General features: G+C 74.0%; 16 protein-coding genes. 9 read left to right on the top strand and 7 right to left on the bottom strand.

Annotation, left to right across the window (positions count from 1 at the left end; translation table 11 throughout):
* Nucleotides 1–11 precede the first annotated feature (11 nt).
* Nucleotides 12–635 carry a hypothetical protein gene (locus ACN27C_RS04170; RefSeq protein WP_422750468.1) on the top strand — a complete coding sequence of 208 codons (624 nt, stop codon included), beginning with the start codon at nucleotides 12–14 and terminating at the stop codon, nucleotides 633–635.
* Between the two features lie 22 nt (nucleotides 636–657).
* Here ACN27C_RS04170 and ACN27C_RS04165 read toward each other — a convergent pair whose 3' ends face one another.
* Both ACN27C_RS04165 and ACN27C_RS04160 read right to left on the bottom strand, forming a co-directional pair.
* Nucleotides 658–1,449, bottom strand: coding sequence for an enoyl-CoA hydratase/isomerase family protein (locus ACN27C_RS04165; protein WP_350814541.1), 792 nt, complete (start codon nucleotides 1,447–1,449; stop codon nucleotides 658–660).
* Nucleotides 1,450–1,452: 3 nt separating this feature from the next.
* Nucleotides 1,453–2,271 (bottom strand): PaaX family transcriptional regulator C-terminal domain-containing protein, encoded by an 819-nt coding sequence (locus ACN27C_RS04160; protein WP_121685149.1) that lies wholly within the window; start codon nucleotides 2,269–2,271, stop codon nucleotides 1,453–1,455.
* A gap of 190 nt (nucleotides 2,272–2,461) precedes the next feature.
* On the opposite strand from ACN27C_RS04160, the gene ACN27C_RS04155 reads away from it, so the two are divergent.
* Together ACN27C_RS04155 and ACN27C_RS04150 are read left to right on the top strand one after the other, a co-directional pair.
* Nucleotides 2,462–2,629, top strand: a complete 168-nt coding sequence (locus tag ACN27C_RS04155; protein WP_013283866.1) for a DUF3117 domain-containing protein — start codon at nucleotides 2,462–2,464, stop codon at nucleotides 2,627–2,629.
* A gap of 145 nt (nucleotides 2,630–2,774) precedes the next feature.
* Nucleotides 2,775–4,274, top strand: coding sequence for a leucyl aminopeptidase family protein (locus ACN27C_RS04150; RefSeq protein ID WP_422750467.1), 1,500 nt, complete (start codon nucleotides 2,775–2,777; stop codon nucleotides 4,272–4,274).
* 49 nt (nucleotides 4,275–4,323) lie between these two features.
* Here the strand turns inward: ACN27C_RS04150 and ACN27C_RS04145 are convergent, their stop codons facing one another.
* Complete coding sequence (locus ACN27C_RS04145) at nucleotides 4,324–4,974, bottom strand: O-methyltransferase (protein WP_081636063.1); 651 nt, start codon at nucleotides 4,972–4,974, stop codon at nucleotides 4,324–4,326.
* Nucleotides 4,975–5,186: 212 nt separating this feature from the next.
* Between ACN27C_RS04145 and ACN27C_RS04140 the strand changes: the two genes are divergently transcribed.
* Both ACN27C_RS04140 and ACN27C_RS04135 read left to right on the top strand, forming a co-directional pair.
* Complete coding sequence (locus tag ACN27C_RS04140; RefSeq protein ID WP_199733218.1) at nucleotides 5,187–6,491, top strand: S1C family serine protease; 1,305 nt, start codon at nucleotides 5,187–5,189, stop codon at nucleotides 6,489–6,491.
* A 72-nt stretch (nucleotides 6,492–6,563) separates the two neighbouring features.
* Nucleotides 6,564–6,980 (top strand): preprotein translocase subunit TatB, encoded by a 417-nt coding sequence (locus tag ACN27C_RS04135; RefSeq protein WP_252452359.1) that lies wholly within the window; start codon nucleotides 6,564–6,566, stop codon nucleotides 6,978–6,980.
* Nucleotides 6,981–7,124: 144 nt separating this feature from the next.
* Here ACN27C_RS04135 and ACN27C_RS04130 read toward each other — a convergent pair whose 3' ends face one another.
* From ACN27C_RS04130 to ACN27C_RS04120, 3 genes are all read right to left on the bottom strand, one after another.
* Entirely contained in the window at nucleotides 7,125–8,273 is a 1,149-nt protein-coding gene (locus tag ACN27C_RS04130) for an Mrp/NBP35 family ATP-binding protein (RefSeq protein WP_120571781.1), read from the bottom strand.
* 72 nt (nucleotides 8,274–8,345) lie between these two features.
* Nucleotides 8,346–8,954: a DUF1003 domain-containing protein gene (locus ACN27C_RS04125; RefSeq protein WP_120571780.1), complete on the bottom strand. Its 609-nt coding sequence runs from the start codon at nucleotides 8,952–8,954 to the stop codon at nucleotides 8,346–8,348.
* A complete protein-coding gene (locus ACN27C_RS04120) occupies nucleotides 8,947–10,233 on the bottom strand; it encodes a magnesium transporter MgtE N-terminal domain-containing protein (RefSeq protein ID WP_120573991.1) in 1,287 nt (428 codons plus the stop codon). Before ACN27C_RS04120 ends, ACN27C_RS04125 begins: the two co-directional genes overlap by 8 nt.
* Before the next feature lie 33 nt (nucleotides 10,234–10,266).
* Between ACN27C_RS04120 and ACN27C_RS04115 the strand changes: the two genes are divergently transcribed.
* Together ACN27C_RS04115 and ACN27C_RS04110 are read left to right on the top strand one after the other, a co-directional pair.
* Nucleotides 10,267–11,136: a PhzF family phenazine biosynthesis protein gene (locus tag ACN27C_RS04115; RefSeq protein WP_422750466.1), complete on the top strand. Its 870-nt coding sequence runs from the start codon at nucleotides 10,267–10,269 to the stop codon at nucleotides 11,134–11,136.
* Between the two features lie 17 nt (nucleotides 11,137–11,153).
* A complete protein-coding gene (locus tag ACN27C_RS04110; RefSeq protein ID WP_422750465.1) occupies nucleotides 11,154–11,684 on the top strand; it encodes a hypothetical protein in 531 nt (176 codons plus the stop codon).
* A 100-nt stretch (nucleotides 11,685–11,784) separates the two neighbouring features.
* Here the strand turns inward: ACN27C_RS04110 and ACN27C_RS04105 are convergent, their stop codons facing one another.
* Nucleotides 11,785–12,480 (bottom strand): HAD family hydrolase, encoded by a 696-nt coding sequence (locus tag ACN27C_RS04105; RefSeq protein WP_422750464.1) that lies wholly within the window; start codon nucleotides 12,478–12,480, stop codon nucleotides 11,785–11,787.
* Between the two features lie 108 nt (nucleotides 12,481–12,588).
* Between ACN27C_RS04105 and ACN27C_RS04100 the strand changes: the two genes are divergently transcribed.
* A complete protein-coding gene (locus ACN27C_RS04100; protein ID WP_252452354.1) occupies nucleotides 12,589–13,545 on the top strand; it encodes a DMT family transporter in 957 nt (318 codons plus the stop codon).
* A 119-nt stretch (nucleotides 13,546–13,664) separates the two neighbouring features.
* On the top strand, nucleotides 13,665–15,800 hold the full coding sequence (locus ACN27C_RS04095; protein WP_422750463.1) for an APC family permease: 2,136 nt from the start codon (nucleotides 13,665–13,667) through the stop codon (nucleotides 15,798–15,800).
* Nucleotide 15,801 lies beyond the last annotated feature (1 nt).

Here is a 15,801-nt window from a genome sequence, read left to right as displayed (position 1 = left end):
GGGATTGGGGCATGACCGACACCGAGCCGCGTACGAGCGGGACGACAGACGGTGCGACCACGACCGGAGCCTGGGCGGTGCTGCTGCCCGCCGAGCGCTTCGAGGCCGAGCGGCTTGTGCACCACGACGCGCTGGAGCTGACCGGGCTGTCCGAGGCGGCCCGCCCCCGGCCCGGTGACCGGGTGGCGGTGCTCGTCGACGAGCCGCTGCGCCTGGTCGCCCTCGGCCGGGTCGCGCTCGCGTCGTCCGAGACCCGGGAGGACCCGGACGATCCGCAGTCCGACGCGGTGGCCGGGTCGCTCGTGGTCGCGTACACCCGGCGGGTGCTCGACGAGCCGGTGCCGGTCGACGGCCCGGCGCCGGACGGCCCGGTCGTGGCGCTCGACCCGGCCCGCTGGCGGTCGCTGGCCGACCGGCTCGGCCCGCCGCCCGCCCGCAGCACCTGGCTGGTCAGCCTGGACCTGCCGATCGAGGCCGCGTCGCGCGCCGAGGCGGTACGGATCTTCTGGTCCTACGTGCAGGAGCTGGGCCCGCGGGAGCTGCCGGCGTTCGTCTCGCCGTACGGCGACGAGCTGGCCATGCAGGCGTTCGTGCTCGGCGTCGAGGCCAACCAGGATCCGGAGGAGGACGACTGACCTCCGGGCCCGACCGGCGCGGTCAGCGGCCCTCGAAGACCGGCTTCTGCTTGGCGACGAACGCCTTCGTGGCGGCCTGGTGGTCGGCGGTGGCGCCACAGATCGCCTGCGCCTGCGCCTCGGCGGCCAGCGCGTCGGCGAGCGTGCCCGCGTCGGCGATGGAGAGCTGGCGCTTGATCGCCCCGTACGCGACGGTCGGGCCGGCGGCCAGCCGGGCGGCCAGTTCCTGCGCGGTGGGAAGCACCTGCTCGTCGTCGTCCACCAGCTTGGTCAGCAGGCCCAGCCGGCAGGCCTCGTCGGCGCCGACCGGCTCGGCGAGCATCAGCAGCTCGACGGCCTTGGCGTGACCGACCAGCCGGGGCAGCGTCCAGGAGGCGCCGGTGTCGGCGGCGAGGCCCACCCCGGCGAACGCCATCAGGAACCGGGTCTTCGGGCCGCCGATGCGGAAGTCGGCCAGGAACGCCAGCGAGGCGCCCGCCCCGGCGGCCATCCCGCGCACCGCGGCGACCACCGGCTTGGGCAGGTTGGCCAGCCGGGCGGCGATCGGGTTGTAGTGCGCCCGCACCGTGCCCAGCGGGTCGGCGTCCGAGGCCTCCAGCGTCCGCACGTGCTCGCGCAGGTCCTGCCCGGCGCTGAACGAGCCGCCCGCGCCGGCGAGCACGACCGCCCGGCAGGACCGGTCGGTCTCCAGCTCGGCCAGGGTGTCCCGGAGCGCCTCCTTGAGCGCCACGTCGAGCGAGTTCATCGCCGTCGGGCGGTTCAGCGTCAGGGTGACGACGGCGTCGGTGCGGTCGACGAGCAGCGGCTCGGTCACGTTCTAACGACCCTTCTGTCGGGCGAGGCGGTTGCCGGCGTCGAGGCACTGCTCGACGTACCGGTCGGCGGCCGGCCGGAGCCGGGCCGCGTGCCGGTCGAAGAAGCTGGCCGCGCTGGTGCCGGGCCAGCGTTCGGGCAGCAGTGCCGGGGGCAGTTGCGGATCCCGGAACAGGAACGTACGCCATGCGTGCACGAGCCGGAACCGGGCCGCGTACGCGTCCTCGTCGCTGCTGCGCACCGTGACGCCGGAGAGCAGTGGCTTCTGCTCGGCGACGAAGCGCTCGTACGCCCGGCCGATCTCGGCCAGGTCCCAGGCACGGCGGACCACGCCCATGGCGCCCGGTGTGCCGGCCGCGTGCGCGGCGGTGAACCGCTCGTAGCGCACGCCCGCCTCGTCGAGCATCAGGTCGACGTCCTCACCGGGGCGGGTGGCCACCCAGGTGCAGTCGTCGAGCGTGCCGTAGCCGAGGAAGGCGAGGTTCGCGGCGAGCCGCTGCCGGTCCCGGCGGGACGAGGGCGCGGTGAGCACCAGGAGATCGAACCGTCCGTCCCAGCTGTGCCGCCCGGTCCGGTAGATCCGGGACGCCGCCTCGTCGAGTCGACGAGCCGCCTTCGGGGTGATCGAATATCCCGGTCCGGACGCCAGCCGGAGCGGTTCCAGCCAGCCCTGGCGAACCATCCGGGAGACCGCGGTGCGTACCGCCGGTGGGGCGATCCCGAGCGGGGCGAGCAGCTTGACCAGGGCGGCGACCGGTGCGCGGCCACCCCGGGCCCGGAGGTGGTCGCCGTACAGGTCGAAGAGTGCCGACCGTGCCTGCATGACCGCACATTGTGACAGGCCTATCCAAGATAAGCTAGATGCTGTTACATCAATGCTGCTTCGGTTTGGGTCCGGCGGTGTTCATCAGGGAAAATCGTTGGTCGAGCCTTCCGCGACGGTTGCGGATGGCGATGGCGAAGTGGCTGTGGGGCAACTCACCGACCCTGGTGTAGGTCTGAGGGGAGACAACATGGCGGCGATGAAGCCGCGGACGGGCGACGGTCCGCTGGAAGTCACCAAGGAGGGCCGGGGCATCGTCATGCGAGTCCCGCTGGAGGGTGGTGGCCGGCTCGTCGTCGAGATGACTCCCGACGAGGCCACCGCGCTCGGTGACGCGCTGAAGGCGGCCGCGGGCTGATTCGAGGAGTGTCCCGCGTGGCGTCCGCCGCGCGGGCGGTTCGTCCTACCCTGAGCCACCGGCATGCCCGGTGGCTCAGGGTCTTTCCTCTGCGGGTGCGTGGTGAAACGTGCCCGTTCAACCCATTTCGGAGGTACGGTCCAGCGTGCTGGTCATTCGTCTGGTGAGTGGGCCCGCGGGGCCTGACGCTCTCGTCCTGCCCGTCCGCCCCGGAGGGCCGGACTCGCCGGACTCCCTGGCCTCGCCGGACTCCACGGCCTCGCTCGAACCCGGACTGGTCCCGACCGCCGTGCCGATCGGCGACGACGTCCGGGCCGAGGCCGTCGCCGTACTCCCCGCCGCCCGGCTCACCGGCGCGGCCGGTGAGGTGCGCGAACACCTGCGCCCCGGCGGCTCCCCGGCGCGGCTGTGGCTGCTGGGCGTCGGCGACGGCGACGAGCGCGACTGGCGCACCGCCGGAGCGGCGTTGGCCCGCGCGGCGAAGGATGAGACGCAGATCACCATCGCGCTTCCCGGCGAGGCGACGGCGGCGCTGCGTGGCCTCGCCGAAGGGCTGCTGCTCGGCTCGTACCGCTTCCGTCTCACCGAGGCCGGCAAGCGGCCCGCCCTGGCCGAGGTGGCGGTGCTCGTCGACGACCCGGACGCTCTCGCCGGCACGCTCGACGCCGCCCGGGCCACCGCCGAGACGACCCGGCTCGCCCGGGACCTGACCAACATGCCCTCGTCCACCAAGAACCCGGAGTGGTTCGCCGCGCAGGTGGCCGAGGCCGCGTCCGGGCAGCCCGACCTGCACCTGCGGGTACGCGGCCCGGAGGAGCTGGCGGCCGAGGGCTTCGGCGGCCTGCTGGCCGTCGGCGGCGGCTCCGCGACCGGACCGCGCCTGGTGGAGCTGGACTGGCGGCCGGAGGGCGCGCGTACCCACGTGGTGCTCGTCGGCAAGGGCATCACGTTCGACACCGGCGGCATCTCGATCAAGCCGGTGCCGGCCATGAAGCTGATGCGCAAGGACATGGCCGGTGCCGCCGCGGTGATCGCCGCGACGCTCGGCGCCGCCGAACTGCGCCTCCCGGTACGGGTCACCACGCTCGCCCCGCTCGCCGAGAACATGGTCAGCGGCTCGGCGTTCCGCCCCGGCGACGTGATCCGGCACTACGGCGGGCTGACGAGCGAGAGCACCAACTCCGACGCCGAGGGCCGGCTCGTGCTCGCCGACGCGCTGGCGTACGCGGTCCGCGAGCTGAAGCCCGACCTGCTGATCGACCTGGCGACGCTCACCGGCGCGAACGCCGTCGCCCTGGGCAAGCGGCACGCCGCGCTATACAGCGAGAACGACACGCTCGCCGCCGGGCTGCTCGACGCGATCACCGCGGCCGGCGAGCGGGCCTGGCGGATGCCGCTCGCCGACGACTACGTGGAATACCTGGCCAGCGAGATCGCCGACCTGCACAGCTCCCCGGCGCAGGGCGCCGGCTCGGTGGTCGCCGCGCTGTTCCTGCGGGAGTTCACCGGCGACCTGCGGGACCGGTGGGCGCACCTGGACATGTCCGCGCCGTCGTGGTCCGACGACACCCACGGCGAACTGGTCAAGGGCGCTACCGGCTGGGGTGTGCGCGGCCTGCTGCGCTGGCTGGCGACGCTGGGCTGAGCCGGCCGTCGACTGGCCGACTCAGGCGTGCAGGGCACGCCGGCCTGACTCAGGCCTTCACGGCGGCCAGCAGGCCGTGGCCGACCGGCAGCAGCGCGGGCACCCAGTGCTCCGACTCGCGGATCGCCTTGATCGTCTCCCGCACGGTGACCGTCTCGACGTCCCGCGCGGCCGGGTCGCCGATCCGGCCGGCCGCCAGCGCGCCGTTGAGCGCGAGCACGCCGCCGGGGCGCAGCAGCCGCAGCGCCGCGTCCACGTACGCGGCGAAGCCGGTCGACACCGCGTCCACGAAGACCAGGTCGTAGGCGCCGTCCGCGAGCCGCGGCAGCACGTCGAGGGCCCGGCCGGTGATGATCCGGGTACGCCCCGACGGAAAGCCCGCCTCCTGGAACAGCCGCCGGGCGATGCGCTGGTACTCGACCTCGACGTCGATCGTGGTGAGCACACCGTCTGGGCGCATGCCACGCAGCAGCCACACGCCGCTCACCCCGGTGCCGGTGCCGATCTCCACCACCGCCCGGGCGTTGCCGGCGGCGGCGAGCAGCCGCAGCGCGGCACCCGACCCGGGCGTGACCGCCTCCACCCCCACCTCGTGGGCGAGGGCGCGGGCCGTGCGCAGCACGAGATCCTCGGTGACGAAAGACTCGGCGAAGTGGAGCGCCTGGGCCGTCGAACTGCCGTGACCGGCGACCGTGGCGATGGGACACCTCCGAGGGGCGGACTGGTGCGAGGGGCGGTATGCACTGTGAGCGTAGAGGCGGGCCGGTACCGGCGCAGCCGCGAGTCCGCCGTCGAGCGCTCACGGACGGCAACCCCTGACCCCGTTCGCGCCATCCGTGTAATCCTGGATGTGTCCCGCGCATCACTGTCGTCCGGCTCCGCCGGCCGCCGGCGCGGGGCCCGCGGGACTGAGTGGGAGGCACCGACGTGACCGACGGCTGGGACTGGCGGCGGCCCGGCGGATCGCCGGCACCGGGTGGGCCGGCGTCCGGACGACCGCCGCAGGACGCCCCCGGTCAGGCGACGTCGCCGTGGTGGTCCGACGCTCTGGCCGACCCGTGGCGCGACCCGTACGCGCCCGCCGCCGTGGTGATCCCGGCGGCGCCGGCACCAGGGGCGGGGGAGCCGGAACCGGTCACCGACCCGGACCTGCCGACCCGGCCGGGGCTGCGTCAGGTGGTGCTGATCTCCCTGGTCACGGCCCTTCTCGCCGGTTCTCTCGGCAGTGCCCTGACGTACGCCTTCCTGCGCGGCGGTGACGTGCCGACGATCGGCGCGCAGACCGGCCAGGCCCCGGCGCTGGCCCAGCGCAAGCCCGAGTCACTGGCCGGGGTGGCCGAGCGGGTCCTGCCCAGCGTGGTCACCATCCGGGTGGTCAGCCTTGGCGGCACCAGCGAGGGCTCCGGCTTCGTGGTGACCGGCGAGGGCCACATCGTCACCAACGACCACGTGGTCGCCGACGGGACCGGCAAGGCCACTGTCGTGTTCAACGACGGCAGCACCGCCGCCGGCACCGTGGTCGGGCAGGATCCGGAGTCGGACCTCGCCGTGATCAAGGTCTCGCGCAGCGGGCTGACCCCGGTGCAGTTCGGCGACTCCGACGCGCTCGCCGTCGGTGACCCGGTGCTCGCCATCGGGTCGCCGTTGTCGCTCGCCAACACCGTCACCGCCGGCATCGTGAGCGCGCTGGACCGGACCATGCAGGCCGGCGAGCCGGGCGGGCCGACCCGCTACTACGCGGCGATCCAGACCGACGCCGCTGTCAACCACGGCAACTCCGGCGGCCCGCTGGTGGACGGCGCCGGGCGGGTGGTCGGGGTGAACTCGACGATCAAGTCGCTGGTGGCCGACGGGCAGGAGGCCGGCAACATCGGCCTCGCGTTCGCCATCCCGATCAACCAGGCGAAGCGGATCACCGAGGACATCATCGGCACCGGCAAGGCCCGGCGTACGGTGATCGGCGCCCAGGTGGGCGGCACCGGCGCCACGGGCGGCGGGGTACGCCTCAACGCGGTCGAGCCGGCCGGCCCGGCGGCGGCGGCCGGACTGCGTACCGGGGACGTGGTGCTGCGGTTGGGCGGCCGTCCGATGACCGATCCGACCGACCTGGTGGCCCTGGTGCGCAAGTACGCGCCCGGTTCCGTGGTGACAGTCGAGTACCGGCGCGGGTCGGCGCGGCAGAACGCGTCGGTGACGCTCGCCGCTGATGCGAAGTGAGGACCCGTCACCCCCTCCCCGATGGTCACCTGACGTGCGTAGTCTGGCCCTGACACGGACGAGGAGGCGGCGGTGTTCGAGAACCTGAACTGGTGGGAGATCGGCGTCCTGCTGCTCCTGGCGCTGTTGATCTTCGGCGACCGGCTGCCGAACGTGATCAGCGACGGCCTCCGGATGGTCCGCAACCTGCGCAACATGGCGCGCAACGCCACCGGCGACCTGAGCCGCGAGCTGGGCACGGACATCCAGCTGGAGGATCTGCACCCCAAGGCGTTCATCCGCAAGCACCTGCTGAGCGAGGACGACGAGCAGGCGATCCGCAAGCCGCTCCAGAGCATGTACGACAACCTGCGCTCGGACGTCACAGGCGTGCACGACGAGCTGAAGGACGTCGCGAAGGCCGCCGACCTGCGCACCCCCAGCGTGGCCACCAGCACCCCCACCCCGACGCCGCCGGCCCCCCGCCCGTCCTACGACGACGCCACCTGACGCCCTCTCTTTCGCCGTCGATCATGAAGTTGACGGCGCGACACGCCGGTCCGGCGACCGTCAACCTCATGATCGACGCCTGGAAAGGGGACCGCCCCTCGCGCGGAGCGGGAGGGGCGGTGGGGTGTGGTGGAGCGGTAAGGGTCAGCGGCCTGCGGGCTTGAGGCCCAGGGGCTTGCCGAGCAGCGACTCGCGGCGGACCGCCAGGCGGTCGGCGACCTGGAACAGGGCCTTCGCGGCCGGCGCGTCCGGCTGCGCCAGCACGATCGGCTGGCCGGCGTCGCCGCCCTCGCGTACCCGGGTGTCCAGCGGGATCTGTCCCAGCACCGGCACCTGCGCGCCGATCGTCCGGGTCAGCGACTCGGCCACCGCCGCGCCGCCACCGGCCCCGAAGACCTCCATCCGGGAGCCGTCCGGCATCTCCAGCCAGGACATGTTCTCGATGACGCCGACCACCCGCTGGTGGGTCTGCAACGAGATCGCACCGGCCCGCTCGGCCACCTCGGCGGCGGCCGCCTGCGGCGTGGTGACGACCAGGATCTCCGCGTTCGGCAGCAACTGGGCCACCGAGATCGCGATGTCGCCGGTGCCCGGCGGCAGGTCGAGCAGGAGGACGTCCAGGTCACCCCAGTAGACGTCGGCGAGGAACTGCTGGAGCGCCCGGTGCAGCATCGGCCCGCGCCAGACCACGGCGGCGTTGCCGGGGGTGAACATGCCGATCGAGATGACCTTCACGCCGTGCGACTGCGGCGGCATGATCATGTCCTCGACGCGGGTCGGCGCGCCGTCCGCGCCGAGCATCCGGGGCACCGAGTGGCCGTAGATGTCCGCGTCCACCACACCCACCGACAGGCCACGGGACGCGAGTGCGGCGGCCAGGTTGACGGTGACGCTGGACTTGCCGACACCGCCCTTGCCGCTGGCGACCGCGTAGACCCGGGTCCGCGAGCCCGGCTGGGCGAACGGGATCACCGGCTCGGCGGTGGCACCGCCACCGCGCAGCTTCGACTGGAGCTCCTGGCGCTGCTCCGGGCTCATCACCCCGAAGACGATCTCCACACCGCTCACGCCGGGTACCGCGCCCACGGCGGCGGTGATGTCACTGCGCAGCTTGTCCTTCAGCGGGCAGCCGGCCACGGTGAGCAGCAGCTCCACCCGGACCACGCCGTCCTCGTCCCGCTCGGCGGACTGGACCATGCCGAGTTCGGTGATCGGCCGGCGGATCTCCGGGTCGTTGACGGTGGCCAGGGCGGCCTGGATCGCGTCGGAGACGGTGCTGACGGGTGCAGACATGCCCGCAATGCTACGTCGCGGGTCATCGGCCACCGCCGCTGGCGGCGGCGGTGTGAGCGATTCGATGACCGCTCAACCCTCGTAGCGGCCGCCCCGGGCGTAGTCGCCGTCCAGCTCGTCCCGGGGCTCGTCCAGCCGCTCGCCGCCGGCCGCCCGCCGGGCCCCCCGCTCCTGCTGCCGCCGTTCCAGCTTGCGCCGCCGCTCGGCCGCCTCGTCCAGCTCCTCACCGAGCCGGCTCAGCTCGGAACGGAGGAAGTCCCGGGTGGCCACCTCACCCATGGCGATCCGCAACGCGGCGATCTCCCGGGCCAGGTACTCCGTGTCGGCCTTCTGCATGGTCGCCCGCCGCCGGTCCTCCTCCATCGCGATCCGGTCCCGGTCCGCCTGCCGGTTCTGCGCGAGCAGGATCAACGGCGCCGCGTACGACGCCTGGAGCGAGAGGATCAAGGTCAGGAACGTGAAGGTGTACGGGTCGAAGCGCAGATTCGCCGGGGCCAGCGTGTTCCACAGGAACCACGCCACCAGGATCAGCGTCATGTAGACGAGGAAGTTCGCCGTACCCATGCCCCGGGCGATGCCCTCGGCCCAGCGGCCGAACGTCTCCGCGTCGACCCGGGGCAGTTGCAGGTTCCGCGGGGCGCGCGGCTGGTCCAGCCGGTCGCCTCGTCGCTGATCACTCATCGTCGCCGTCCATGGTGCCGTCGTCGGTGGCGGACGAGGGGAATGCCGCGTCCCGGTCCCGCCAGTCCCGCGGCAGGGAATGGTCCAGCACGTCGTCCACCGTCACCGCGCCGACGAGCCGGTTGTTCCGGTCCACCACCGGCATGCCGACCATGTCGTAGGTGGCCATCCGGCGGGTGATCTCGGGCAGCGGCGTCGACGCCCGCAGCGGGTCGATGTCGTTGACCACGATGCCGCCGAGCAGATCCGCCGGAGGCTCGCGGAGCAACCGCTGGAAGTGCACCATACCCAGGTAGCGGCCGGTGGGCGTGGTCAGCGGGGCACGGGCCACGAAGACCTGGGCGGCCACCGTGGGGGACAGCTGCGCCTCGCGGATCCGGGCCAGCGCCTCGGCCACCGTGGCGTCCGGCGGCAGGATCACCGGCTCCGAGGTCATCACGCTGCCGGCGGTGCCGGACGCGTAGCGCAGCAACTGGCGTACCGGGTCGGCCTCGTCTGGCTCCATCAGGTCGAGCAGCACGTCCTGTTCCGGCGGGGGCAGCTCGTTGAGCAGGTCGGCGGCGTCGTCCGGCTCCATCTCCTCCAGCACGTCGGCGGCGCGCTGACGGTCCAGCGCGGCCAGGATCTCCACCTGGTCGTGCTCGGGCAGCTCACTGAGCACGTCGGCCAGACGTTCGTCGTCGAGCGCGGCGGCCACCTCGTTGCGCCGGGCGTCGGGCAGGTCCTGGAGGGCGTTGGCGAGGTCGGCCGGGCGCAGGTCCTCCAGGACGGCGAGCAGGTTCGCCGTACCCCGGTTGTCGCCGACCGCGCCCAGGCCGTGCACCCGGTCCCACTCGACCTGGTGGAGGTGGCCGCGCCGGGTGAGCCGGCCGGTGTGCTCGCGGACGGCGACGCGGCCCAGCGTCCACTCGCCGCCGCGGCTGCACTCCATGGCCACGTCCACCACGGAACCGGCCTGCCCGCCTTCGACCTGGACCCGGCGGTCGAGCAGTTCCTGGAGCACCAGCAGCTCGTTCGGGCGCTTCTCGAAGCGGCGCAGGTTGAGAGTGCCGCTGCCGAGCACGACGCCGTCCGGATCGATGGAGGTGATCCGGTTGATGGACAGGAAGATGCGCCGCCGCATCGGCATCTCGGCGACCAGGCCGACCACCTCCGGCGGTCGCTGGGTCGCGCGCATCCGGGCCACCGCGTCGCGGACGCGGCCGACCTGGTCGCCGTTCGGGTCGAAAACGGCGACTCCGGCGAGTCGAGCGAGGTAGACCCGGTTCGGCGTGCTCACGGCCACCAGCCTAAGGGCCTAGTCTCTAACAACATGTCGACCTTGGGCTACGAGATCGTGGACGTCTTCACCGACCGCCCGTTCGCCGGCAACCCGCTGGCCGTGGTGTTCGGCGCGGAAGGGCTGGCCACCGAGCAGATGCAGGCGCTCGCGCTGGAGTTCAACCTGTCCGAGACGGTCTTCGTGCTCCCGCCGACACAGGTGGGCGCCACCTACCGGGCCCGGATCTTCACCCCGGCCGACGAGCTGCCGTTCGCCGGGCACCCGAGCGTCGGCGCCGCCGTGACCGCGAGCCGCCGCGGCGTCTTCGGCGCGGGCCGGGTCACCCAGGAGTGCGGCGCCGGCGTCCTGCCGATCGAGGTGACCGCCACCGGCGCGACGCTCACCGGCGGCACGCCCACGCTCGGCCCGGAACTCGACCCGGAGCCGCTGCTGGAGATGGTCGGCCTCACCGGCCCCGACCACGTCGGCCCGCCACCGCGGGTCGCCGGGTGCGGCCTCGAATTCCCCTACCTTCCGGTACGCCCGGACGCGGTGGCCCGGGCACGGTTGAACACGACGGCGGCGCAGCGGTACGGAGTGGAGCACGTCAGCCTCTTCTCCTGGGAGCCCGGTTCGCAAACCGCGCACGCCCGGGTCTTCGTGCCGGGACTCGGCGTACCGGAGGACCCGGCGACCGGCTCCGCCGCCCTGGGACTGGGCGTGTGGCTGATCGCCAGCGGCCTGCTGCCCGGCGAGGGGCGCTCCACGTACACGGTCCGGCAGGGCATCGAGATCAACCGCCCGTCGACGCTCGACTGCACGGTGACCGCGTCCGGCGGCCTGGCGATGGGCGCGACAGTGTCCGGCCAGGTCATGCCGGTGGCCCGGGGCGAGATCGCCGTCCCACCGTTCATCGGCTGACCGCGGCCCGGGGCGGGATGGGGGAGGATGGCGGGGTGAGCGACGAGGTGGACGAGCGGGTGACGCCGCCCCTGGTGGACGAGGCGGTGAAGAAGGCCGCCGTGTGCTGGGTGAGCACCGGCGGCCCGGCGTACGCGCTGTGGTGCCTGCCGCTGGAGGGCACCCTGCTCGTGGTCACCGGTCCCGGCGAGCAGACCGCACCCGGGCTGGCCGACAGCGACACGGCCGACGTGACGCTGCGCGGCGACCACGGCGGGCGGATCGTCACCTGGCCGGCGCGGGTGACCCGGCTGCGACCGGGCACCGAGGAGTGGGACACCGTCGCGCCGCTGGTCGCGGCGAAACGGCTCAACGCCTCCGGCTCCGCCGCCGAGCTGGTGCAGCGGTGGGCGGCGCAGGGGTGCGCGCTCAACCGGCTCACGCCCGCCGGCACCGCCGTGAGCGGCGCCGACCTGCCGGACGGCTCGCTGAGCGAGCAGCCCCGCCCGGCCGCCGTGGTACGGGCCGTCCGCAAGCCGTTCCGCCTGCACCGCGTCCGCCGCCGCTGACCGCGAACCCGTCGGCGCCAGGCGGTCGACGCCATGCGGATCGGTCGCCGTCGGCGGAGTCGGTCCAGCCCGACGGGCCGGCCGCGTTCGACGAGCCGGGTCAGGCCACCGGGACCAGGTCGAGCAGGTCGAGCACCTCTGTCAGCGAGGTGAGCGACGGCCCGTCGAACCCGTGGTCGGCGTTGAGGACCACGTGGTCGGCGAGATCCGGCGCGGCCAGCCGGACCGCGCTCAGCCCCGCCCGCTCCGCGCCGGTGAGTTCCTGGCTGTCGCCGTCGCCGACGTATAGGCAGTCGGCCGGGGCCTGGCCGAGCCGGTAACACGCGGCCAGGTAGAGCGCCGGGTCCGGCTTGCAGCGTCCGAGGCGTACCGAGAAGACATGGGCGTCCAGCAGCGGCGCGACGGCGAGCTGCGGCAGGAACGCCGGTAGTTCGTGCGTGCAGTCGCTGACCAGCCCGGTGCGTACGCCCCGGTGGCGCAACGCGGCCAGCACCGGCACCGCCTCGGCACGCAGCCGGGTGTCGGCGCGTACCGCCCGGTGCCGGGTGGCGACGGCGGCGCGTACCGCCGCGTCGGACGGGTGGACGCCGAGCCGGGCGCACACCCAGCGCATCGTCGACTCGGCGTTCCCGAAGGATCCGCTCGCCCGTTCGTAGAAGCTGCCGTTCAACACCTCCACCAGCGCCTCGGCGGAGCAGCCGAGCAGGTCGGCGGTGGCGTGGTGGGCGGCTCCGCGCCGTACGCCGTGGGTGAGGGTGCCGAAGAAGTCGAACAGCACCGCCTGGAACCTGGGCATGAGGGAACGCCTCCGGACGTCGAGGGGGAGGATCGCCGGGACGCGCATGATCGTAACGGAGTGCTGACGTTCCGTGTCTGTCGGGTGTCCGTGTGAGGATTAACGTTCGTGCCGACCGTTCCGCACCGCCCGCCGCTCGACGCGTTGACGGTGGGCGCGCTCGCCCTGGCCGTCGCCTCGGTCTCGTCCTCGGCGCCGCTCGTGGCGTTCGCCGCCGCGTCGGCGCTGGCGGTGGCGTTCTGGCGTACCGCGTTGTCGGTGGCCGTCCTCGGGCCGGTCGCGTTGACCAGGCGGCGCGCCGAACTCCGCGCGCTGACCGTCGGGCCGGGCCGGCGCGAGGGGCTCTACTGCGTACTCTCCGGGGTCGCCCTGGCCGCCCACTTCGCCACCTGGATGCCGAGCGCGCAGCTCACCTCGGTGGCGGCCGCGACCGCGCTCGGCGCGACGCAGCCGGTGTGGCAGGGGCTGATCGCCCGCGGGCAGGGACGGCGGCTGCCGACGGCGGTGTGGGCCGGCATCGCGGTGGCGGTGCTCGGCGCGGTGCTCGCCACCGGCGCCGACTTCGGCGTCTCCGGCCGGGCGTTCGCCGGTGACCTGCTCGCGGTCGTCGGCGGCCTGTTCGCGGCCGTCTACACCGCGTTCGGCGAGCGGGCCCGGGCCAGCATCAGCACCACCACCTACACCACCGTCTGCTACGGCGTCTGCGCGGCGATCCTGCTCGTGGTGTGCCTGGTCGGCGGGGTACGCCTGCACGGCTTCGACGGCGCGACCTGGCTGGCGATCCTCGGCCTGGTGGCGGGCGCCCAGTTGCTCGGCCACTCGATGTTCAACTACGCGCTGCACCGGGTCTCCGCGACCACCGTCAGCGTGCTGATCCTGCTGGAGGCGCCGGGCGCGGCGCTGATCGGCTGGGTGTGGCTGGGGCAGTTGCCCCGGCCGCTGGCGCTGCCGGGCCTGGCGCTGCTGCTGGCCGGCGTGGCGGTGGTGGTGCTCGGCGGCGCGCGGGCCGGCCGCCGCGCCGCGCCGGTCGCGGCACCGGCCGACCCGACGCCGCTCGGCGACTGAACGGCGCGGCCCTCGCGCGTGAGCGCGGCCGTCGAGCATCAGCGGGCCGCCGCGCCGGTCGGGGCGAAGTCGCGCCGTTCCGGCCACCGGGCCGTCCGGTTTGCACGAAAGTGCTCAGGGTGGGGTCGGACCGGGACGACGCGGCGGAGGCGGGCACCGTCGTCACGCCCTCGGCCGAGTTCCCGCCGCTCGGCGACGAGGAACGGGCCGCGCTCGGCCGGATCGGTGAGCGCTGGCGCGGCCCGCGCCGCGCCGACGACCTGCCGGTCGACCCGGCGCTCGGGCGGCACGACCACCACCCGGCGCCCACCCGGTTCGGCCGGCTCGCGCCGATCGACATGTTCACCGTGGCGCAGCCGGACGAGCTGGTCGCCACCGGCGCCGCCGACCTGCCCGCCGACCGGGCCGGCCGGGCCGCCACCCGGCTGCGCCGGGCTCTGATCGGGCCGCCGCTGTCCAGCGCGTCGGTGCTCTACGAGCGGATGCGCAAGCTGGTCGCGCTGCCGGTGCTCTCCTCGGACCTGCTCAGTTCCGTGGCGTACGGGCCGGAGGCGATGCTCGTGGTGCTGGTGCTGGCCGGGAGCGCCGCGCTCGGGCTGGCCCTGCCGCTGGCCGCCGTGCTGGTGGTGCTGATGGTCGCCGTCGGCCTCTCCTACCGGCAGACCATCCCGGCCTACCCGCACGGCGCGGGCTCCTACATCGTCGCGGGCGACAACCTCGGGCGTACGCCGGGACTCGCCGCCGCGGCCGGGCTGATGCTCGACTACGTGCTGACCGTGTCCGTGTCGGTGGCGGCCGGGGTGCACGCGGTCACCTCGGCGCTACCCGGGCTCAGCCCGTGGGCGGTGCCGCTCGGGGTGCTGGTGATCGTCGTGCTGCTCGCCGGCAACCTGCGCGGCGTACGCACCGCCGGGAACATCTTCGTGCTGCCCACGTACGCGTTCGTGGTGGTGCTGGTCGCGGTGCTGGCGGTCGGGTACGCGAAGGCCGCGGCGCGGGGTTTCGCGCCGGTGCCGCCGCCCTCGGTGCCCGCCGCCGAGGGCCTGGGCCTGCTGCTGGTGCTGCGGGCGTTCTCCTCCGGCGCGGTGTCGATGACCGGCATCGAGGCGGTCTCCAACGCGGTGCCCGCGTTCCGTCCGACCGAGTGGCGCAACGCCCGTACCACACTCGGCTGGATGGTCGCCATGCTGGTCACGCTGTTCGCCGGCCTGGTCGGGCTGATCCACCTCGACGGCCTGGTGCCCCGGGCGGACGAGACGCTGCTGTCCCAGCTCGGCCGGGTGACGTTCCCGACCGGGCCCTGGTACGCGATCCTCCAGGCCACCACCGCGTTGATCCTGCTGCTGGCCGCGAACACGGCGTTCAACGACTTCCCCCGGCTGCTGTTCTTCATGGCCCGGGACGGGTACGCGCCGCGCCGGTTCCTGCACATGGGCGACCGGCTGGCGTTCAGCAACGGGCTGGTGGCGCTGGCGCTGACCGCCGCGGTGGTGTTCGTGGCGTTCGGCGGGCACACCGAGCGGCTGATCCCGCTCTACGCGGTGGGCGTGTTCCTCGCCTTCACGCTGTCCCAGACCGGGATGGTGGTGCACTGGCGGCGCCGCCGGGGACCGGGATGGCGCCGCCGGCTCGCGGTCAACGCGGTCGGCGCGGCGCTGTCCGGGCTGGTGCTGCTGACCGCGGCGGTCGCCAAGTTCACCGAGGGCGCCTGGGTGGTGGTGCTCGCCGTGCCGCTGCTGGTGCTGCTGTTCCGCCGGATCCACGGGCACTACGCCCGGCTGCACCACGCGCTGGCGCTGCATCCGCCGCCACCCGCGCCGCCCGCCGAGGGCGACGAGCTGCCCCAGCAGGTACGCCACCTGGTGGTCGTGCCGGTGGCCCGGCTGAACCGGGCGTCGCTGCGCGCGCTGGCGTACGCGACGTCACTCGGGCGGCCGACGCTCGCCGTGCACCTCGCGCCGGAGGAGGCCGAGGCGGACCGGTTCCGCGAGCAGTGGCGGGCCTGGGGCGACCACCTGCGGCTGGAGACGATCGTGTCGCCGTACCGGTCGGTGATCGGGCCGCTGGCGCACTACCTGGAGGCGCTGCACGCCGCGAGCCCGGACCTGACGCTCACCGTGATCGTGCCGGAGGTGGTGCTGCGCCGACGGCGGTACCGGCTGCTGCACAGCCGCGCCGAGCAGCGGCTACGGGTCGCGTTGCGCGCGCTGCCCGGCGTGGTGGTCACGAGCGTCCCGGTGCACGTGTCGCGGTGAC

The sequence above is a fragment of the Micromonospora sp. WMMD1219 genome (assembly GCF_049315215.1).
Classification (GTDB): Bacteria; Actinomycetota; Actinomycetes; order Mycobacteriales; family Micromonosporaceae; genus Micromonospora; species Micromonospora tulbaghiae.
This window is presented reverse-complemented; position numbering and strand designations above follow the sequence as displayed.